We start from the raw sequence: 21347 nt of genomic DNA on the forward strand, positions 1-21347 counted from the left end.
CCCCCATTTACTTACGATTATTTACCCCATAACGAATTACTATGTTTCTAGCGATTTGTATTTGCCTGGCCATTAATTTATTCAGCACTATTTCTTTTTATAAGAAAAGAGAAAAGCTGCTGGAAATTGCAGATGCAGTGACTGAGCCAGAGGAGCAGGTCGCATTGCGGCGGTCGGCGAATAATCAAATCTGGCGGATCGTCCTGTTTGGAATTGCGACGCTGATATCTTTTTTTAGTTTATTGATGGTGTTATCTGTAAAATCCAGGGTACAATGAGCCCGGGATTTTATCTGCTTTATTCGGGTATTACGCTCTTGATTGTAGTAGGAGCCCTGATGCGGAAGCGTTGTAATCGGGGGATGCTGCCCACGACTCATACGGATAGGGAAGGATATAAAAAGATTCTCTATTTAAGGTCTTTCTTATTTGATGGCAAGGGGATTCAGGCAGGGGGCCTGGATGTATTTCAACATTTAAATCTCTGGCCTGTAGAATTGGAGTTAGCCAATATTTTATTGCGTTTGAAGGCGCATCTGGTAACCATAGGAAAACCCCATGAGGAGATTCCTGAGATCGGGTTTGACCGCAGGTATTTTGATGATGACCAGTGGAAGCCTGCAGTATTGGATTACATGGAGCAAAGTGTATTGATCATTTACAGGCCGGATAGTTCTGATTCCTTGCTTTGGGAGCTGGAACAGATTTTAGAGAAAGGATATGCAGGGAAAACCCTGATATGGGCCGATATGGGTTATGGCACTGATTATACACTGAACAAGGTGCGGTATAATATATTTGCGAGGAAGGCAGTGGAGAAGTGTGGATTAAAACTACCGGAATATAACAGGTGGAAGACCTGGATTGCCCTGGATGAAAATGAGGCCTGGCATGGTTATACATTGATTTCTTCCACACCTGCATATAAGGCTACCGTACAGCAGTTAGCTACCGGTTCTTAAATTTATGCGTTGGGCTGATGGATGTCAATTCCCTCAAAGCATCCGTTGCAATCCACCTGGCAGCTTTACTCTCCTGCAATAAAATACGTTCTGCACATTGTATGGCTAATGGATGCAGGGTGTGGTTGCGCTTACCTATCTGGCGTAATGCCCAGTTAACAGCTTTCTTTACAAAGTTCCGATGATCCCATGCCTCCCGTTCTATGACCGGGAAGAATTGGGTAAATGTTTTATCTCCCGATTTTTTATCATGCACAGCTAATGTAGCCATGAGCACAAAGCCGGCGCGTTTTACAAATTCTTCCTCATGCCTGCTGAACTCCATGGCTTTCTCTATAGCGAAAGGAGTGCGGTCAAACAGGTTGCCGCAGGTCTGGTCGCATACATCCCAGCTGCTAAAATCCTTTGTCCAGCTATCGATTAACTCAGGGGTAACCAGTTTGGGATCGGCAATCAGGGATGCGAGGATCCTGGCCTCGTGTATTTGGGTATCCCATAAGCGGAGGGCCAGTTCATGGTTTTTTTTAATGAGTTTGGCGAGTTTCCTGACTTCGGGGATTTTAACGCCCAGGGCTTTTTCATTGTCAATTCCGAAACGCCGCATGCCTGCATGATGGGTAGGATCAGCAGCTTCTTTGAGCAGGTCTATGATTTCGGAGGTGTCCATGTGATCAGGTTGAGCAGGATTTGCTGCTAAAAGTACTCAATTCTCTTTTTATATGCTCTTTCACTTTTTATTTCATCTCTGCATTCCAACCGCTTCCTGGCGGGCCTGCAGGGATGCTGGGAAGAGTACAGTCAATGGCTTAAAAACCCCGCAGGCTTGCAAGCAAGGGACTGCGGGGCTGTAACCGCTACGTTACAATTCTTTTGTCTCGGCCAGTTTTGCGTCGCGGGTATTCTTTTGAACGGCAATGGCGGCAAACATGCTCAGGCAGAATGCCATGGCATAAAAGCCTTTCTCACTCAGGGCCATATTTGCATTCCAGAGACCGATTGTGAGCAGTAACATGGCAGCAATGGTGGCAAACCAACTGATGCCGTAATAAAGGTCTGTAACAGCGATTCCTTCAGCCCTGTCCCTGACGCTTTTTTGCACGGAGACGACAGAGAACATGCCGAATAAGAGGATGGTGAGATAGTAACCTTTTTCGTTTAGCTGCATGCTGGCATTCCATAATCCAATGCAATAGCTTACGCAGCCTATTAATAAGGCAAACCAGGAAGCTCCTATAAATGCCCCGGTAGGTTTGAAGGGATGCCTGGTGCTTTCACCACGTTTTATGTTAGATAAGTTTTCTTCAGTTCTGTTTTGTAGCGGTTCCATATTCTTTTGTTTGTGTGATTAATATGAAACAAATGTCGGCCGGAAAAGAGATTCAAAAAAGGTAAAATGCCTAATTAACTGACGATATAATTTGACCGGTTTTGTACCTTTGTGTTACATTTTACTTGTATGAAAGATGCGCTCCTGGACCTGGTTAACCTGCTTAATAATATTGAAAAACAACAATTTAGGCAATTTTTACAACGGAAGAACAAGCGGTCCGATGTGAAAAATATCGTATTATTTGATTTAATTGAAACTGACGATATAAAAGGGCTAAACAGGCTTTATGAATCCGAGGTAAATAAGGATGCCTATCATGCTTTGCGTAAAAGATTGCAGGATAGTCTGTTGCTGTTCTTATCCCGGAAAACCTTTGAAAGCACGCATTCTGACACTTACGATGCGCTACGCCTGCTGGTGGTGAGCAGGTTTTTGTTAGAAAATGATGTGGTCAGGGTGGCATTTAAATGCCTGGATAAGGCAGAGCGACTGGCCGAAGAGTCGGAGCAGTTTAATTTGTTGAATGAGCTTTTGTTGTTAAAGTTACAATATTCGCATCTGCCGGGGGCTGAGGATCTCGAAGTATTGACAGGCCGATTCCTGCTAAACCAGGCGCAAATGCAGCGTGAAGCCAAGCTGAATATGGCGTATGCTTATTTGAGGCAGGAACTGCAGGCGATCCACCTGAAAGGGAAGATTGTAAATCTGAGCTCCCTGATGATAAGGACCATCCGGAAATACAAGATTGCGGCTGATGAACTCATGACTTACAAGTCCATTTACCAGATCCTTTTCCTGGCGAATGAATATGCGGCCATCCAGCAGAATTACGGATTAATAACGCGCTATATTAATCGTACGAACCGGTTTATACAGGAGCAGGGGCATAAGAAACAGGCTAACCTGTATTACCACATCTCCATTTTATATTTGTTGGCTAACTTTCACCTGAGGCGGAAGGATTTTGCAAAGAGTACCGCATATCTTCAGGAAATGATGGAGTTGATGCTGACGGATAGCCGGTATCATGCACTGTTTTATTTACGTCACCAGTTACTTGCTGCACTCAATTTGTTCTTTACGGGTTTTGCGGATGAGGCGATTTCGATGGTGCAGGAATCGCTGGGGAATGCGAAGCCAACGGCAAAGCCGGAGGATGTGGAGGATTTACGGATCTGCCTGACAATGTTTTTAGCGTTGTGTAATGATAAGCGATGTTTAAAGCAGCTGGCTTTGTTGACACGTACGGATGCCTGGTATGAAAAGAAGATGGGGATGTTGTGGACAATTCGAAAGAACCTGATGGAGATTTTGGTGCATGCGCAGTTTTCTAACATTGAGCTTGCTTTGTCCAGGTTAAGTAGTTTTAAACGGCGTTATAAGAAGTATCTGCAGCAGACTTCAGAGGAGCGGGTATTACTATACCTGAAGTTGTTTGAAAAGTATTTGCAAAAGCCTGATGTGGTTTTTGAAATTGGGTACCAAAAGGCGGTTTGGGATATGGTGGATCATGATATCTTTTCATTGAGTTTTATTGGATGGTTGATAGCGAAGTGGGAGAGGAAGACGGCGTATGCAATTGTGTTGGAGCTGATAGGGAAATAAATGAGGTTGTATCAAAAGTAATTGGATGGCTTGGCATTCAATAAGGCACTCCTCTCCATCATTGATCCGGATTACATTCCCGGAAATTTACTTTTGATACAACCCCATCATCTTAGACTTCACGCACGAATTCCTTGATCAGCGCAGCTACCTTTTCGGGAGCCTGCAGCATAGAGAGGTGTCCTGCACCAGGAATTACTACCATCCTGGCATTTGCTATTCTGGCTACTACATCTTCCGCCAGTCTTGCGGGAGGATCTACTTTATCATTGCCTCCGGCAATCACCAATGTTGGTATCTTAATGCCAGATAATCCGGCGGAAACATCTTCGTTCATTGCTTTGCCTGGCCACGCCGTAAGGGAAGCTGTATTGTGCTGTTGCATGTCTTCAACAACCACCCTCCTCAAATCAGGAGACAGATCTGGGGCTTCGAATACATGATCGATGGTAAATTGAATGTTATCAATACTGGTATATGCCTGCAGCATACCTTTCACCATTTCATCCGGCAATAGGGTGGGCACTGCTGGCGATGGCGCCACCAGGATGAGCTTTTTTAATGCTTCCGGTTTTTGGGCAGCAATGGCCTGGGCAATTTTCCCGCCCATGGAGTGGCCTGCTAAGATGTAATTGTCCAGTTGCAGTTCCTGGATAAGTAATAAGACATCCTCTGCCATAGATGAAATATCGTAGCCTGTTTGTGGCTTATCAGAGGCACCCCATCCACGGAGGTCGATCCGGATACAGTGGTAATCTGCTTTTAACAGGTGAGTGACTGGCTCCCATGTCCTGGAAGAACCTCCCCAAAAATGTAAGAATATAATAGCGGGATTTCTTTCTCCATCCTGTCTTACAAATAATTTAACATCGTTGACCTGGTAATACATATTGATCTGTTTTTTTATTGACAGCTCAAAGGTCCTGATACTGGTATAGGTAGGAAAGGTATAAAATTCCCATTCGATGGTAAATTATTGCCCTTTGCCCGGATAATGGTGTTTGCGGAAGTTGGCAGGTGTTTCACCGGTGTGTTTACGGAAGAACTTTGCAAAGTTAGTCGGATCCAGGAAGCCCAGGGTATATCCGATGTTTTTCCCGGCTTCTTTTTCATAGATAAGTAAGCGTTTGGCTTCGAGCAGCACTCTTTCGTTTATTAATTGTTTGGGTGTTTTCCCGGAAAGTTTTTCTGTCGCATGGGCGAGGACTTTCCCGGATATATTAAGCTGGTTTGCGTAGAAGGTAACGGGTGCTTGTTTTCTGAAATGAGTTTCCAGGAGTGTTCTGAACTGATAAAAGATTTCCTGATGGGGGCTGGTACCATCTTCCGGTGGCAGGCCTGCATGTAATTCCCGTTCGGCCTGTAGCAAGAAATTGGAGAGGTGATTTTTCAGGAGCAGTGGCTGGTGTTTATCACCAGGAGTGGTGCATTCCCGTTCAATCATATGCCAATACTCTTTTAATTGGGAAGAAGCTTTTAGAATGCAATGTTTACTGCTATCAAAGGTGGTAAATAGCGGTGTCCTGAATAGGAATTGTGGATTTTCACCGAGGGATGCATCCGTAAAGAGTAATACTTTTGATTTGAAGGAGGTGGTCTGGTCAAAGAATTGTATACGGTCTTTTGCTACAAAAAGAAAGCTATCGGGAGAGATGGTTATGGGTACAAAATCGATCAAATGGGTGGGCATGCCATCAATCACCCATAATACGCAATAAAAAGAGGCGCGGTGAGGAGTGGTGAGGTGGAGGCTTTCTTCAATGTAGCGTTTATTAACCGGTATGATTTCAATACCGATGGGCAGTTTGTTGTCGAATTGGAGGCTTTTTATTTTCTTTGAAGCGGCCATTTATGGGGAGCGTTCTGATTGGGGCAAATTTAAGTATTTTACAGAGGGAGGAGTACATTTCTTATTTTAAATAACATTTTATGAAACGGCTATACCTGATTCTATTTCTGTTTATTGCTTATTTCCATGTATTAGCGCAATCAAAGGATATTTTTAAAGTGCAGCAAACTGTTATAAAAGAAAACAATGGTGGGCGGTTTAAGAGCGCAAATCCAAATTTCTATGAAGATGAGGATTATGTAGTACAGAAAACGTGCATGGGGGAATTTGGAGGGATTGTTATTTTTAAGAACAAAAAAACGGGAATAGCATATTATTGCGGTGCGACCTGCCCTGTTATCGTGAACAAAATGAATGGCAAATATATTGTTAGTAATACCCTTTTACACCTGAGTGGATTTTCGGAAGTAATCCAGATTGATAATCCGGCAGCTTTGCAGGTTTTAAAACCAGGTAAACCAACAATCGGGAAGGGGGGAAATATTGAGGCGGGCTCCACTAAAGGTCGTAAGCAGGTCCTGGATACTATGGGAGTATTAATATTGGTAAGTTTTCCATATGAAGGGGAATTATACCATATTACTACGGACTTTAAGAATACCTATATTTCAAAAATTGAAGGGAATAAGTTTGTTAATATTGGCCTGGTTGCTAATGAAAGTTTTTGGTCTTATAGGGCTGAAGTTATTCAGACAAAAGAGAATCATTACGTTATTTTCTTCGGAAATAATAAGGGCTACCTGGATATATTTGGTGATCAGATTGGGGTAGTCAGGTATCAATAATTTGCAGTGAACTAATAAAGGAAAACCTTATACTAAAAAGAAGGGTGTTGGACAGCTCCAAAAATAGTGTGATGAATGATGAGAATCATTAATTGTCCATAAGATTGTGGAGAATGATGCTTGCCCGCACTGATATAAATCCCTGATGCGTTTTCTTTAATCTACTTATATTAAGCCCTGCTTAACTATCGCTTAATTATAAAACCCATACCCAAATGAGATTACTGATATGCTTTTTATTTTGCTTAGGCAGTATAACAGCTAAGGGGCAGAATCTTTTACCTTTATTATGGAAGATTAGTTTTAGAGATACCACTGTTGGCAAACCGGATACAGCTGTAAACCTGCATGCGATGCAGGTGAATCTACTTGAATCGTGGGAGCGGCAGGGGTATTTTAGCAGACAGGGGACCTGTAAGTTATATACTGATTTTGAGGTGCCGGTGGAGTGGATGGATAGTGTTTTTTGTTTGCAGATAGGCTTACAGTGTGATGTTAAAAGTGTGTACGTAAACGGTATATGGGTAGCCGGTAATTTAGCTAACCAGTTTTGGACTAACAGGCTTGCAGTACATAAGGTGAATCTTACAAAGCGGGAGTTGCTGCCTGGACGGCGGAACAGGATTACGATAATAGCGGATAAGCTGTCATATACCGGGGGGAAGAGTTACAATCGTTGTATACTAACGAAAGGTGATAGGGAACTGAGGGAAGAGCTGGTTATAATGCTTGATAAGAGTGATCATGTTTATACGGATAAATTGCCTGCGCTTTCTATCCGCAGTGTGAGTGAAGGGAAAGTAGACATTTTTGTAATAAATGATTATCACGATACATTGTATAAAAAGCAATTGTTGTTAGAGCAGGGAGTGAAGCTTGTTAAACTTCCTGTAAGTAAACCGGGATTTTATAAATGTGTGCTTATTCAAAAGGGGAGTGGCTACAGTGGAGATGTTCAATGGTTTGCTGTAAAACCGGAGGCTATAAGGGCGGCTACCAGGGAGCCGGTAGGATTTAAAGAATATTGGCGGCATTCATTAGGGGAGTTGAACGGTGTTGTCCCTGATTTTAGCATAGTGAAGAATGATAGCCTGAGTAGCGGGCAGCGGGATGCTTATATAATCAGTTTTAGGTCTGTAGGGAATGTGGTCATCAGGGGATATTATTTTGTGCCGTCAAAACCAGGCAGGTATCCGGCTATTCTTCACTTGCCGGGTTATGGATATGGATTTGAAAACCTGCAGGGGTTTATGGATAGTAAGGAGGATGTGGCTGAACTAGCGTTATGTGTGCGGGGGCATGGAATAAGTGCGGATGTGTTTAATCCGGGTTTCGATATTCCTGGGATATGGGGCTATAAGTTATATGATAAGGAGGAAATAGCGTATCGTTCCATTTACCTGGATTGTGTGAGGGCTGTACAGTTTTTGTGTCATCGGCCGGAGATAGATTCGAACCGGATCGGGGTGATGGGAGGTAGTCAGGGTGGGGGACTGACGCTGGCTACGGCGGGCTTGCTACCTGAAAAGCTGAAGGCGTGTGCTTATTTTGATCCTTTTCCCTGTGATATCCGTGATCAGATCAGGGTGAGGAAGATATGTGTGGAGGAGTTGCAGGCTTATCTGAAGTATTATAATCATCCTTGTTCATTTGAGAAAGCGTTGGAGGTGCAGGACTTAATTGATGTGAAGAATTTTGCCGGGTTGATCAGGGCGAAGACGTTTTATGCGACCGGGTTGATGGATGATGATTGTCCTTCGAGGGTGGGGTTTGGTGCTTATAATGAGATGAAGACAGAGAAGGAGTACAGGGTCTATCCTGGGGATAGTCATTTGGCGGAGTCGGGGATATATGGGGAACTGAGAAGGTTTTTGAAGAGGGAGTTGGGATTTTGAATTTAGTTATTATTAAATTACCAGTTCTTCTGTATCATTACCATTTCCTTAACATTAAAAAGATTACCTTCACCATATTACTTCACTGGCATGTGTTTCATATTTCCATCTATCTAGCAACATATTTGAGATTTATTTCCCGCGCCTTATAAGCAACTTCAAATATGGTTATTTTTATTTTTTTCATTTCAATCTGGTACCTGTCATTGTTTTCTCAAACCTTTTTCCAGCATAGGTATGCTGCGCATGGTTCTTTTACAATGAGCAAAGCATGGGAACGGTTCTTTTTTATTGTTACATATATTACGCAGGGATCATCATATATGAGTCCCAGGGCCTATGGTATCATGCATAGGTTGCATCATGCACATACAGATACACCCCTTGATCCTCATTCTCCATCAAATTCGGATAATATTTTTGCAATGATGTGGCATACAAGAACGGTGTATCAGAATATTTTGCATCAAAAAATAGATATAGAGGATCGTTATACCAGGAATCTTCCTTCCTGGGAGAAGTTTGATCGTTTTGCAAACAGCGGGTTTTCAAGATTGATGTGGGTAGCATTATATATCCTGTTCTTTGCAATTTTTGCGACAACCCCATGGCAATATTTGCTTCTGCCAATTGTCATTTCAATGGGAGCTTTTCATGGTGCGATTGTTAACTGGTTTGCGCATAAGTATGGGTATATCAATTTTAAGTTAAAGAATACTTCCATGAATTTATTGTTTGTGGATGTATTGATGTTAGGAGAGTCTTACCACAATAATCACCACAAGCGTCCGGCTTCTGTTAATTTTGGCTGTCGCTGGTTTGAAATTGATCCTATATATTATGCGATTCGTTTACTGGCATATTTGAAGATCGTCAGGATAGTGAAAGTACCAGCTTAAGGTAAGCTTTATTGAAAAACAGGATTTTGTTTGAGAACATGTTCACAAAACAAAATCCTGTTTCATCAGAATAATTCAGGTGCAATTCAGTGTTTTTCCTGGTGCATAGATTGTATTTCTATTGATTAAAGATTTTATCTTTCAGGCAGTGGGGAATGGTTGGGGCAAAAATGATATGTTCGTGCGGAAATTTGCCATTTTAAAAATAAAAAAACCGGTAAAATAATATTTAAGTTTAAATATCATTCTATCGGATGCTTGAATTTGGAAATGTTTGTATTTCCAGATTTTGGTTCTTAATTATTAGAACTCCTTCTTTTTTTAACAGATGTTGCAAAGTAACCCTTGGCATTTTTATCCAGGATATATACAACAGATTCATGTTCTTTCACCGATTCTAATAAATCGTTTATATGGAAGAATATTCTATCATTGGACTTGTCATCAGTAATAAATCCAAATCCTTTAGCCTGGTTGAAAAACGTGATTTTCCCATTTCTGGTTAGATCTTCTGTAGGTTTGGATGTCGTATCAATGCGAATATCCTTTGAATCAATTTCAACCTTCCTGGATTCTTTAGGTGGTGTTGAGCTGAGATTACCATTTTCATCAACATATGCTAACATATCATCAAGACCTTTACCTTTATTATTATTGATCTTCCGATTTTTCGCTTTTTGTGCCTTATCCTCTTTTAATTTAGCTTTCTTACTTCTGAATTCTTTCTTCGAAGAAGTTTCTCCCATAGTTTCTGATTTTATTGAAGTTCCATAATTTATTAATTTATGTATCCAGGGTCATCATCCTTTTGGTACAAAGAAAATATAGCATTTATAATAGCAGGCATCCAAATGCTTTACTTTCATAATTGGATTAACATTTCAGCACTTATTCTTTTCAAAAGGAAAATGAATTGCCAGTTACAATGGAACGTATACTGTTTAAATTTGGCTTCCTACTTTATAGCGTGTCATATTGACGAGCAGTAGGATAAAGAAGAGAGATTCGTTCAGACTTCTGATACCTTTTTTGTAAGACCATCACCCGGCATCTTAAATAATGCAAACATTTATTTAAGGATGAAATTTATTCTCATGTAAAAGTTAGCCCGGATGTGTGATGATAAGATACGCTATCAGGCACAAATAATACTATAGGAATAAAGCATGGCTTTAAATAGTGAGAGATTGATTCAGGAGATGAATTTAGTGTGCTCAGCTCATTTATAATAAGTACTGCCAAATAACCTTTCGTAATTGTTGCATGAAGTAGTATCAGGGAATTTACTTACGGGAAAAGGGAAACGGTAACTTTTCCCGTAAGTATTTTATTCCAGTTACCAACGGTCATTGTAAGCAGTTCTGGCAGGCTTTTCCTCTCTGGGTTTAGCTTGACTGACTGCAATTGTTTTCCCATCAATTAATGAACCGTTCATTTCTTTGATGGCTCTTTCAGCTTCGGTATCATCTGGCATGTTAACAAAGCCAAAGCCTCTGCTCCGATTGGTGAATTTATCAACAATGACATTTGCTGAGCCTACAATACCATATTTGGAAAAATGGTTGTTAAGGTCCTCTTTAACGACAAAAGGACTCAGATTGGACACATAGATATCCATAGTATATAATTATTTATTTGTAAAAGATTGAATGAGGTAACGCCGGAGGTAAAAAAGAAGGCTGTAAAGGAAACTAGGTTACTTTTGCCGTAAACTCAAACTATATTCACAATAAAGGTATGGCTTATTCATTACTCTACCTAATAAATTAATTATTCACTAATATTTATATGTGGATGTCTCTGTTGAAGCAACCAGCGCTTTTGTTTTTCTTTTTGTACCATACATCAATGATTTTGAAAAATCTTCGAATCAACTTCTATGGCAATGCCGGATATGTATCATCTCCGCTTAGGGCAATTATACTTCTCTTTTAAATATTTTAAAGACATAGTAAGGGGAAAATAATTTTTTTTAAAACGAGTAGGGGTAAAATTTTTATAGCGTGTTTTTACTGGTATAAACAATAAATACCCAGCATGAATATCAAATCGTATCAACACAGCTGTGTCCCGGGGATAATAAAGGGGGTAGTGCTATTTATATCTTTCAGCACTTAAAACCACCATGCACCGGACAGCGCATCCGGTTCACTTCCAAAAGACGGTCGGCAGTTATGTAGCGAATAATGCGGTTGTCTTTAGCAAGATCGGTAGCATGATGGTTTCAGATATTTTTTCCGGCGAATCTGCTTACATTGACCATGTTTAATGAATTAATAATAAAGAAATGGACGATTTGTTCATCGACAACGAGGCCGTTTTTGAGCAACTGTTCAAAAAGTATTTCAGGGAGTTGCATGCCTATGCTTTCTCTTTATTGAAGGATTGGGATGTTGCGGAAGAAATTGTGCAAGCCATGTTTCTTAAGCTATGGGAAAGGGATGAGGCTGTACAGGTCAGGCCTGCAATTAAATCTTATTTATATAAATCAGTTTACCATAGTTGCCTCAATTATATAAGGGGGCAAAAGGTTCAGCTTAAATACCAAACTACAACTGTTATTTCCATAAAAAAGCAAACCGATGATACTGCTCAAAAAATAAATATGAGCGAGTTGGAGTTGCATTTACATAGAGCTTTAAGCAAATTGCCAGAAAAATGCCGGGCCATATTTCAGCTGAGTCGTTTCGAGGAATTAAAATACCAGGATATCGCTAAGCAATTGAACATTTCTATAAAGACGGTTGAAACACAAATGAGCAAGGCATTAAAGATATTGAGAAGAGAATTAAAGGAATTTTTACCAGTTATTACACTAATGCTATTTAATATTTTCCGGTCATGAAACAGCATATGAGCGAAGAACTATTGATCAGGTACTTGCTTGGCGAAGGAAGTCCTGACGAAATATTTGAAGTTGAGGCCTGGGCAGCTAGCCATAGCGCTAATGCCAAAAAACTAGATGAAATAAGCCGCATCCTTGAAACGAGCAAACGCCTGGCGCAGTTTAGTCCTGTGGATGAAAGGGAAGCATGGGTAAGATTTAAAAGTAAAAGGGGGCCTGTACTCAATCAACCAGTCGAGCTTCTCCCGGAGCAGGTATATTCAAAATGGTTCAGTATAGCTGCCGCCGTACTCCTATTAATAGGAGCAGGAACGCTTACTTATTTATTTAGCCGTAAAAGTGGTTCATCTGTTGATTGGGTGACCCTGAGGGCTGACAACCAGGTACGGGTAGATACTTTGCCTGATGGGTCTATCGTACATATCAATAAAAAGTCGACAATTGCCTATCCTGGTAATTTCACTTCAAAACGGGAGGTCAAACTTACCGGTGAGGCATTCTTTAACGTTAAACATGATGATGCGGTTCCATTTACTGTACAGGTGGAAGATGTTAGTGTACGGGACATAGGTACTACTTTTAACATAAAGAACAGGGGGCATCATATCGAGGTGATTGTGGGGAGCGGGATTGTGAAAGTAATTAAGAATGAAGCTACAGTACAGCTAAGTGCGCAGCAGATGGTAAGTATCAATATGGGTGATAAAGGTTTGAAGGTGCAGAGGAACAGTAATGAACTGTATAATTACTATACGAGCAATAACTTCTCCGCCAACAAAACGCCATTATGGCGATTGGTAGATGTATTGAACGAAGCTTATGGCGCTGATATTAAAATTGAGAATGAAGCTTTGCGTAACACACCTATTACGGTTAACATCAGGCTCCAGGATTCGCTGGAAAATATATTGAACGTGATCGGACTGACTACACCTCATATGCAGGTGCAAAAGTCAGGAGGTACTTATATTATAAAATAATAGTACCGCTTTAAAACCAGCGAAACAATATACCGCCTGTAATACCAACATATGTCGTATTGATCTGTGCGTTTGTAAAAGATCTTTTCAAAATCCAGCCATTGGTTATAAATCCGGCATTCTTATCAGCCGATGCCATAATGATATATGGTCCGGCAAATAAGCCCCAATGTTTATTTAACTTATAACCTGGAAGCAGCCTGATGGAACTGGCGTGATAATTTTGGTTGAGCGTTGTAATATATTCAGTTTTTAAGGTAAACCTATTGTCGTTGATAATGTGAGCTCCGATTCCTACATTGAGCAAGTATTGTTTTTTTTCAGGGGAAGACTGATAGCCCAAACCAATTAATCCATATAATACCCTGCCGCCGGAACGAAAATCGGCATGGGTGAAAAAGGATTCATCAATACTTATTCCTATGCTTTTTTCTCCATTTTTAATAATATTGATAATGCCAAGAGAAAAGTCACTGGTATCCGCGAAGTTGATAAGGCCAACCTGGAAACCTCTTACTTTTTTGGCGATGTTTAAAAGACCGCCAGCCTGTAAGGCAGAAACATATCCACTTTTATTTATCAATCCGGCGATTTGAATCTTGCTGCTATCCCTGGCAATATTGGTGAGTCCGGCCATTGTAAGTCCCTTACTGCTGACAGTGGTATTGATTAGTCCGGCGATATGTACGCCATTTGCCCTTTGGCTTATATTAGCCAGGCTGGCCATTTGCAATCCGCTGTCAAAATAAGACGTTTTATTTGCTAATCCTGCGAGCTGCAACCCACTGATATGGTTTAACACGCGGTTATAAACACCTGCAAATTGTACACCTCTGGCACTGCCGCCGACAAAATTAAAAACGCCTGCCATCTGCGTAGAACGCATATCTTTTCGATTGATATTAAAAAGACCTGCCAGTTCAAGGCCGTCTATTCCGGCGGTATAACCGCCTAGTAAGTTTAAGGACAAATGATCAATCACCTGGCTGTTATACAACCCGTGGGTGCTAAGGCCGGGGGTAAGGGAAATCTGGTAAGGGCTGTAAGCAAAAAAGTTGCCGAGGTTTAATCCTTGCAGTAGTTGTTTTGAGCTGATGAAAATGCGTGCGAACCGGTTATGTTCTACATCGTTGCCTGGGATATTGTCCGGGTAGTATTTATAATTTTTGATGGCGCTTTTTTCATTGACAATAATATCAGGCAGAATATATGTTGAAGTATCGCGATAATCTTCTTTACTTACCGTAATTAATATAGGTCCGATATGATTTTTTAATTTCAGTTCAAAATATCCCTGGTCGTCAGTAAATGTTGATAACAGTTGATTTCTCTCGTATACACTGGCCTGCATGATTGCTTTTGCATCGGCAACATCACTTACATTCCCTTTTATGATGGTTTTTGCCCCGTTTTTGTAAGCTTCGGCAATAATGAATAATTTACGGGGCGCGAATCTGAGTACTACATATCCCGGAACTTCTTTAAACTCATAATTCTCTCCCAGTATTTTTTCCAGTAAATCCAACAGGGGGCCGCTGTAAGCGGGTAAAGATACCAGGCTGTCTGCAGGAATTATTTTATTATTATAAGCAAAGGAGAAGTTCTGTTTATCGGAGATCTTTTCCAGCAGGTGTGCGACCGGCACTTGCTTTTGCTCCTCTATAGTAACTCCTTTCATCAGGTTGTTTTGCGCTGATAATGGGAGATAAGCAATTATGAAAATTAAAAAGGTATTTAATGATCTTTTTTTGCAGATGCTCATCAAGTATGTCATATTTTTTAATCTGAACCATATTCTAACCAGGATAGGCTGCACCTTATAACACCTATAAGGCCTTTTACCCTTACTTCATTTATGTTTTTTTTAGATTTAAAGGTGGTATTGAGGTAAGGGACAGTAATGTTCTGGCATCACGTTTTTAAAAGGAAGCTAAGATTTGCCACTCCATTTCTTTGGCTTCATGCCCATGTGTTTTTCAAATAGTCGCCCGAAATAACTGAGATTACTAAATCCAAGACGGTAACCGACTTCGGAAACTGATAGCTTTTCATCTTTCAGCAATCTCGCCGCCTCTAATATGCGGATATGTTGATGATAGTCAAAAAGACCTTTACCAAATACCTGTACAAATAGTTTACGAAGTTTTTGCTCGTTCATGCCACTTAACTTTACCAGTTGCGGGATGGGTATTGATTGCTGCAAAGAGTTGGCCATTGCATTCCTGACTTTGTAAATACCATCGATCTCAATTACATTCATTTGCTGATATGAAATAGCTGCTCTTCTGGATAGATTTCTAAATAGATAATAAATCATCCCCATGCATTTGTGTTTATAAAAGAAATCCGGCAACAAAATCGATTCATTAACGCTTAATACTTCATCAACCAGCGTCGCAATTTCAGGCGACATAAATTCTTCGATCCAGAAAGTTCGTTCGAGGTCAAAAAGATAATGGAACCTTGCTTCGTCCTTACCAAGAAATTGTTTCAAAAAATTCATGTCAATAAGAATGGTGATCTGTCTCAACTGCACTTCTTTCGAAAAGCTCACGGTACTTGCCAGGTGTAAGGGTGAAATACGCACATGTGCCCGTTCATGCTGAAGACCATCATTGGTGCCAGCTCCCCTGTCATCAAAGACGTTCTGGAATGAAATCAATAATCCATTTTTAATAATTGTAATGGGATTGCGTTCAAAACTAAAATCCTCTTTTGCTAATACAGAGCGAATCATAATTAACATATCCGGTAAGAGATCTATTACCTGAATTTTACGTAAACCCAGCCTGTCCAGTGCAGCCGTGCTCATGTTAAGCGGCATGCCAATCCTGGAAGCAAGGCTAAACATTAGTTCTTTGGGACTCTCCTGCTTCATTTTAGTGGACTATTTTTACTCGTTATCGGGCTATTTTATGCATGAAGCTATAAATACTTTTGTGTAAAACAAACCAGGAAAAATGAAAAAACGGATTATTATTTCAGGAGGTGGTATTGCAGGACTCACAGCGGCAAAGTTGCTACATAGTATGGGGCATGAAATCATTATTATAGAAAAGAGTAAGCAGTTCAATAAATCTGGATTTCTGGTCTCACTTAAAAGCTTTGGTGTTGAAATTATGGATGAACTTGGGCTCAAGAGCCAGTTGATAGCGCAATCAACACCATCTGAACACATGCATTGGCTCGATTCAAATGGGGACATGATCCGAAATATCAGCTATAAAGAGGTCAACAAGAATACCAGCCAGTCAGTCTTAATTACCCGTGGTGGATTGCATGATGTACTATATAAAGATATAAGCGGCAAGGTTGAAATCTTATTTGACACTACGATTGAGCACATGCAGCAGGATGGAGGAAAGGTGCACATTAAACTTTCCGGTGGTGCCACAGCAATTGCTGATATGGTCATAGTATCAGAAGGACTGCGTTCCGTAACAAGGGCAAGGCACTTTCCAGAAAGCCAACTGGAAGACTTTAACTTGTTATACATGGGCGGCAGACTTATGGGGAAAAATTCCTATAGTTTAGGTGTAATCAGCACCTACTTAGATGTTGACAGAATGCTCTCTATTTATCCTATCAGCAGCAATGAGATTGCCATTCAATGTTATATTCATACAACTGAGGAGCTTTCGAAGGTACATTCCAATATTACAGCCATGCTGAGAGACCACTTTAAATCGTACAGTGCTGAGGTGCGGCATTTAATTGATGCGATCACTGAGAGTGGGCAAACATTTGTAGACAAAATGGGAATGGTACATGCACCAGATCTTTTCAGGGGTAATATCGTTTTATTGGGGGATGCTGGTTATTGCCCTACAGCAATGTCGGGTATGGGAGCCTCTCTGTCGATATATGGTGCGAAGGCATTAGCTCATTTTCTTTCGGAGTCAGCCAATGACATTTCAACGGCATTGGTTAAATATGATAGGCTAATGAAGCCGATCATTAAAAAATTCCAGGAAAATGCGAGGAACAATGCCCGCTCATTTATACCCGGAAGTGAAGCCGATCTTTCAAGGTTCTCACATCTATTTAAAACTGCATCAGATGACGAGGTTAGCAGGATGATGACAGATCAGCTTGTTCTGACAGCAGAACAAAAGAAATTCATCATAAAATAATTCGTGGGGGTTCTTTGGAATTCATATGACCTTGCCAGGGCCAAACTTTTTTTTACTCCAGAATGATTAATAATATAAAAGAATTAATACAAGTGCGCAGTCTTTTGCGCACTTAAACCAGTTATAATAGCTCCCCATGTCCCAAAATGTATAATTAATGTCCTTTGAGACAAAAGATCCCCTTGCTAATTTTGTGTCATGGATGTTAGTAAAAACAAGGGAATTGCAGCAGACCAGAAGAAACTGGTAGTAATTGTGGCGATGACCAGGTATATGCTGCTGGATTTTACCGGACCTGCAGATGTGTTTACCAACGCTGACAGATTTTTACAGGCTACGGGCACCAACAATGGTTATGAGGTAAAAGTGGTAGCGCCCACCTATGATAAAAGAGTGACTACATCTGCTGGTGTTGAAGTCAATTGTCAGTATTGTGCAATGGATATAAAGCCACCAATTGACACCCTGATTATCGCGGGTGATGACTATTGGGAAATCATGGCTTCAGAGCTGGAGCCATTTTACGCGTGGTTATCCGGTATAAATGAACAGAACACCCGTCGCATAGGATCTGTCTGTGCCGGAGCTTTTGCCTTGGCAAAAGCAGGCCTGCTGAATGGTCGCAAGGCGACCACACATTGGGAAGTTTCAGAAAAACTGAAAGCACAGTACCCGTCGATAAAGGTACACAGCAATGCATTCTTTATGCAGGATGGCTATATATATACGTCGGCAGGTGTGTCTTCCGGGATAGATCTTTCATTGGCACTTGTTGAAGAAGATTATGGAAAGGAGATTGCTGTAAGGGTGGCGCGACAATTAGTATTTTACCTGAGAAGGCCGGGCGTACAGGCACAATTCGGAAACCTGCTTCCTGTTTATGACAACACCAGCATTGGGCACAAACTAAAACTTTGGCTTAATGAACGGCTTCATGAACCTGTAGATCTCAGTAAGATTGCGGAGCACTTTAACATGAGTGTCCGTAACCTGACGCGGGTATTGCAAAAGCATGCAGGGATGCCTCCGGCGAAATTTATAGAAAAGCTCAGGGTGGAGAAAGCCCGTGTATATCTTGAAGATACAGATTTGTCATTGGAAAGGATTGCTGAGCAGTGTGGATTAGGCAACCTGGTAACTATGCGACGGATATTTCTGCGACAACTTGCGATTACTCCTTCAGATTACCGCAACGCTTTCCGGACTTCGCTTAAAGACACCGGAGATCAGGGGCTGTTTCCTGTTTCATACCCAGCTTAAGTTATCTTTATTAGTGACAAGCGCCGCTTGTGATTGATATGCACAGTAAACTGTGGGTACAGGATATTATTTGCCTTCCGTTTTGTTTCTAAAATAAAATCCCGATACATGTATTTCGCTTTGTTAGTGTTGCATTCGCTGCTACGGTGGCTAATGCTGGGAAGTCTTTGCTATGCCATTTACACCGCTTTGCGTGGTGTCACCCAAAGGCTGCCTTTTACCCAAAAAGCTAATGCTATCCGTCACTGGACGACGACATTTACCCATATTCAATTGGTGATTGGAATGGCACTTTATATTCAGAGCCCGTTGGTAAATGTTAAGGTGGCCGGTATGCAGGTGGAGTCTTTTAACGAGTATACTTATTTCAAATACGTTCACATATCTCTTATGATTCTTGCCGTTGTTTTAATAACAATCGGATCGGCAAGAGCAAAGAGAGTTGCAGCGGACCAGGAAAAGTATAAGATGATGTTAACATGGTTTCTTATAGCGTTAGTCATCCTGTTAATTGCTATTCCATGGCCATTTTCTCCACTTGCGCAACGGCCATGGCTGAGATTATTCTAAAGATCTTACCGGGCTGCTGGTTAAATGTGAAAACTCATTCTACGTTGACAGGCACCTGCAAAGAAAAGAAGTTGAAGCAATATCAAAAAATGAATAAATGAAACCACATTGGTTAAAGCGAATAGTGCTGACGGCAGCTGTATTAATGGTCAGCATATATTATGTACAAGCGCAGTCAAAGGGGAGTGCTTTCTTTGCGATGAATTCAATTGCCGGCTTATGGACATTCTGTTTACTACTCATGGGGGTAATACTGCTATCAGCTTTGAGTATGAAGTATCGTTTGAAAAACCTGATCAGATCCTTACGGGCACGGCATCAAAAGCCACAGCTTGAAAACGTTGCAGCTTATATTCGCCAATTAAACAGCCATCAGCTGACTGCATTATTGCGGATTAAACAGCATACCAAAGTGAAAATGCTGATATGGGTTGCACTGGGATGTAGTTTGTCTGCAAAAGCGCTGGATGCCAAACCCACGAGATTAATGAATCAGACAGGCATTCTCATTACGATCATATTGATATTGATTCCGGTGTTGGTTGGCATTGCGCTGATGATTTTCAAGTTAAGAAGAGTAATTGGTAATTACCATCGTAAAGTTTATCAGGAGGAGTCAGGCCTGCTGGCAACTTACCTTGATGAGATGAATGATGCGGAGATGCTAAATGAATTGTTACAACGTAAAGCCGCACTCGATTATTCACTTAACCACGATGAACTGGCGGGTACTGTGGCTGCGGAAGATAACAAGGGTTTGTTAAATGAAATTAGTAATGAGAATAATGTCAATTTTATAACACGCAAAAAAGCTTCTTCGTCACGTCCACCTGTTGATCCTGCACTGGGGAAACTCATACTTTGGTTCCTGGGGACTGCGACCTTCTGGCTTTTGTTTGGTACTACTGTAGGTGAGTATGTCGGAATAAAATTTGTCAGCCCTGACGTAGATCATTTAAGCTGGTTGAGTTTTGGACGGTTACGGCCGGTGCATACGAATGCTGTTTTCTGGGGATGGGCATCCCTGGCCATGCTAGGTTTAGGGCACTATATTGTTCCCCGGGTAAGTAATACTTCAATCGCCAGTCTGAAAAGGGGCTGGTATACGCTCATACTTGTAAACGCAGCTGTAGTATTGGGGACTATATGCCTAATGGCAGGTATCAATAACGCTGGCGGAGAATACAGGGAATATATATGGCCGGTGATGGCATTGTTTGCCACGGGTCTGTGTATTACGCTTGCCAACTTTATCCAGACTATTGCCAGACGGACATCTAAAGAAATTTACATATCCAACTGGTATATTGTTTCAGCTGTCATATTTGCAATCGTCATTGTATTGGTGGCATATTCACCTTTCTGGCAGGATGGTCTTGGTGAGACGATTGTTCAGGGTTATTATATGCACCAGGGGGTTGGAATGTGGTTTATGCTTTTTATGCTGGGGGTTACCTATTACTTCCTGCCACAACAACTCAACCGTCCCATCTATTCCTATAGCCTGGGTATACTGGCTTTCTGGTCCCAGATAGTTTTCTATACGGTAATCGGTACACATCACTTTGTGTTCAGTTCCATACCCTGGTGGCTGCAGACAGTAGCCATTGTCGGTAGTGTGGGGATGCTAATCCCGGTAACATCAGGGACTACCAACTTTTTTATGACCTTCCGCAACGGATGGCATAAACTGGCCGGCAGTTATACGCTTCCTTTTTTCCTGGTAGGATTGGTATTTTATTTCACCGGTTCCATGCAGGGCACTGCTGAGGCATTCCGTTATACCAATCTGATATGGCATTTTACGGACTTCACAGTCGCACATTCACACATCACTATGTATGGTATCATCACGTTTTTGTTGTGGGCGGCTATTTATACAGTTGTACCGGTATTAACAGGTAAGGAACCACCGCAAATCACTGTGGGGATCCACTTCTGGGTAGCGCTGATGGGGCTGTTATTTTATACCATCCCATTGATGTATGGGGCAACTTACAGGGGAATTATGTGGCAATCCGGTAAACCGTTTATAGATAGTGTGGTATTTATGGCACCGTACTGGCTTTGGCGTGCAATAGGTGGTAGTCTTATGTGGGCATCCCACATTGTGTTTGCCTATAACATGTATAAAATGTCGCTGGCGACTGCGGCCCCCGATATAAAAGAAGCGGCTTTAAAAAAATTAAGTGAGCAGTATTTAAAGGGCTCCGTTTCATCTCCGATTCAATAAAC

20 protein-coding genes are annotated in these 21347 nt (G+C 41.3%); 12 read left to right on the forward strand and 8 right to left on the reverse strand.

Annotation, left to right across the window (positions count from 1 at the left end):
- The first annotated feature begins 41 nt into the window (after positions 1–41).
- Both DXN04_RS04870 and DXN04_RS04875 read left to right on the forward strand, forming a co-directional pair.
- Positions 42–278 carry a hypothetical protein gene (locus DXN04_RS04870; RefSeq protein ID WP_116852156.1) on the forward strand — a complete coding sequence of 79 codons (237 nt, stop codon included), beginning with the start codon at positions 42–44 and terminating at the stop codon, positions 276–278.
- Positions 275–961, forward strand: a complete 687-nt coding sequence (locus DXN04_RS04875; RefSeq protein WP_116852157.1) for a hypothetical protein — start codon at positions 275–277, stop codon at positions 959–961. The genes DXN04_RS04870 and DXN04_RS04875 overlap by 4 nt, the downstream gene beginning before the upstream one ends.
- Here DXN04_RS04875 and DXN04_RS04880 read toward each other — a convergent pair.
- A complete protein-coding gene (locus DXN04_RS04880; protein ID WP_116852158.1) occupies positions 948–1628 on the reverse strand; it encodes a DNA alkylation repair protein in 681 nt (226 codons plus the stop codon). The two genes, DXN04_RS04875 and DXN04_RS04880, sit on opposite strands and share 14 nt — an antisense overlap.
- Before the next feature lie 192 nt (positions 1629–1820).
- Positions 1821–2288, reverse strand: coding sequence for an inner membrane protein YiaA (gene yiaA, locus DXN04_RS04885; RefSeq protein ID WP_116852159.1), 468 nt, complete (start codon positions 2286–2288; stop codon positions 1821–1823).
- Between the two features lie 129 nt (positions 2289–2417).
- Between yiaA and DXN04_RS04890 the strand changes: the two genes are divergently transcribed.
- Positions 2418–3896 carry a hypothetical protein gene (locus tag DXN04_RS04890; RefSeq protein WP_116852160.1) on the forward strand — a complete coding sequence of 493 codons (1479 nt, stop codon included), beginning with the start codon at positions 2418–2420 and terminating at the stop codon, positions 3894–3896.
- A 112-nt stretch (positions 3897–4008) separates the two neighbouring features.
- Here DXN04_RS04890 and DXN04_RS04895 read toward each other — a convergent pair whose 3' ends face one another.
- Positions 4009–4785: an alpha/beta fold hydrolase gene (locus DXN04_RS04895; RefSeq protein WP_116852161.1), complete on the reverse strand. Its 777-nt coding sequence runs from the start codon at positions 4783–4785 to the stop codon at positions 4009–4011.
- 84 nt (positions 4786–4869) lie between these two features.
- Positions 4870–5745, reverse strand: a complete 876-nt coding sequence (locus tag DXN04_RS04900; RefSeq protein WP_116852162.1) for a helix-turn-helix domain-containing protein — start codon at positions 5743–5745, stop codon at positions 4870–4872.
- Positions 5746–5825: 80 nt separating this feature from the next.
- Between DXN04_RS04900 and DXN04_RS04905 the strand changes: the two genes are divergently transcribed.
- From DXN04_RS04905 to DXN04_RS04915, 3 genes are all read left to right on the forward strand, one after another.
- Positions 5826–6530, forward strand: coding sequence for a hypothetical protein (locus DXN04_RS04905; protein ID WP_116852163.1), 705 nt, complete (start codon positions 5826–5828; stop codon positions 6528–6530).
- 215 nt (positions 6531–6745) lie between these two features.
- Complete coding sequence (locus DXN04_RS04910) at positions 6746–8425, forward strand: acetylxylan esterase (RefSeq protein ID WP_116852164.1); 1680 nt, start codon at positions 6746–6748, stop codon at positions 8423–8425.
- A 164-nt stretch (positions 8426–8589) separates the two neighbouring features.
- On the forward strand, positions 8590–9324 hold the full coding sequence (locus DXN04_RS04915; RefSeq protein ID WP_116852165.1) for an acyl-CoA desaturase: 735 nt from the start codon (positions 8590–8592) through the stop codon (positions 9322–9324).
- Positions 9325–9620: 296 nt separating this feature from the next.
- On the opposite strand, the gene DXN04_RS04920 is transcribed toward DXN04_RS04915, so the two are convergent.
- Positions 9621–10070, reverse strand: a complete 450-nt coding sequence (locus DXN04_RS04920; RefSeq protein ID WP_116852166.1) for a cold shock domain-containing protein — start codon at positions 10068–10070, stop codon at positions 9621–9623.
- A gap of 590 nt (positions 10071–10660) precedes the next feature.
- Positions 10661–10942: an RNA recognition motif domain-containing protein gene (locus tag DXN04_RS04925; protein WP_116852167.1), complete on the reverse strand. Its 282-nt coding sequence runs from the start codon at positions 10940–10942 to the stop codon at positions 10661–10663.
- 669 nt (positions 10943–11611) lie between these two features.
- On the opposite strand from DXN04_RS04925, the gene DXN04_RS04930 reads away from it, so the two are divergent.
- Complete coding sequence (locus DXN04_RS04930; RefSeq protein WP_116852168.1) at positions 11612–12169, forward strand: RNA polymerase sigma-70 factor; 558 nt, start codon at positions 11612–11614, stop codon at positions 12167–12169.
- Positions 12166–13149: a FecR domain-containing protein gene (locus DXN04_RS04935; protein ID WP_116852169.1), complete on the forward strand. Its 984-nt coding sequence runs from the start codon at positions 12166–12168 to the stop codon at positions 13147–13149. Before DXN04_RS04930 ends, DXN04_RS04935 begins: the two co-directional genes overlap by 4 nt.
- A gap of 10 nt (positions 13150–13159) precedes the next feature.
- On the opposite strand, the gene DXN04_RS04940 is transcribed toward DXN04_RS04935, so the two are convergent.
- Positions 13160–14827, reverse strand: a complete 1668-nt coding sequence (locus DXN04_RS04940) for a peptidase associated/transthyretin-like domain-containing protein (RefSeq protein ID WP_116852170.1) — start codon at positions 14825–14827, stop codon at positions 13160–13162.
- Between the two features lie 252 nt (positions 14828–15079).
- Positions 15080–16027 carry a helix-turn-helix domain-containing protein gene (locus DXN04_RS04945; RefSeq protein WP_116852171.1) on the reverse strand — a complete coding sequence of 316 codons (948 nt, stop codon included), beginning with the start codon at positions 16025–16027 and terminating at the stop codon, positions 15080–15082.
- 82 nt (positions 16028–16109) lie between these two features.
- Between DXN04_RS04945 and DXN04_RS04950 the strand changes: the two genes are divergently transcribed.
- The 4 genes from DXN04_RS04950 (at position 16110) to DXN04_RS04965 (ending at position 21345) form a co-directional block, all read left to right on the forward strand.
- On the forward strand, positions 16110–17282 hold the full coding sequence (locus tag DXN04_RS04950) for an FAD-dependent monooxygenase (protein WP_116852172.1): 1173 nt from the start codon (positions 16110–16112) through the stop codon (positions 17280–17282).
- 198 nt (positions 17283–17480) lie between these two features.
- Positions 17481–18542 carry a GlxA family transcriptional regulator gene (locus DXN04_RS04955; RefSeq protein WP_116852173.1) on the forward strand — a complete coding sequence of 354 codons (1062 nt, stop codon included), beginning with the start codon at positions 17481–17483 and terminating at the stop codon, positions 18540–18542.
- Positions 18543–18650: 108 nt separating this feature from the next.
- A complete protein-coding gene (locus tag DXN04_RS04960) occupies positions 18651–19112 on the forward strand; it encodes a hypothetical protein (RefSeq protein ID WP_116852174.1) in 462 nt (153 codons plus the stop codon).
- Positions 19113–19209: 97 nt separating this feature from the next.
- Positions 19210–21345: a cbb3-type cytochrome c oxidase subunit I gene (locus DXN04_RS04965; RefSeq protein ID WP_116852175.1), complete on the forward strand. Its 2136-nt coding sequence runs from the start codon at positions 19210–19212 to the stop codon at positions 21343–21345.
- Positions 21346–21347: the final 2 nt, after the last annotated feature.

It is taken from the genome of Chitinophaga silvisoli (assembly GCF_003412465.1).
Lineage (GTDB): Bacteria > Bacteroidota > Bacteroidia > Chitinophagales > Chitinophagaceae > Chitinophaga > Chitinophaga silvisoli.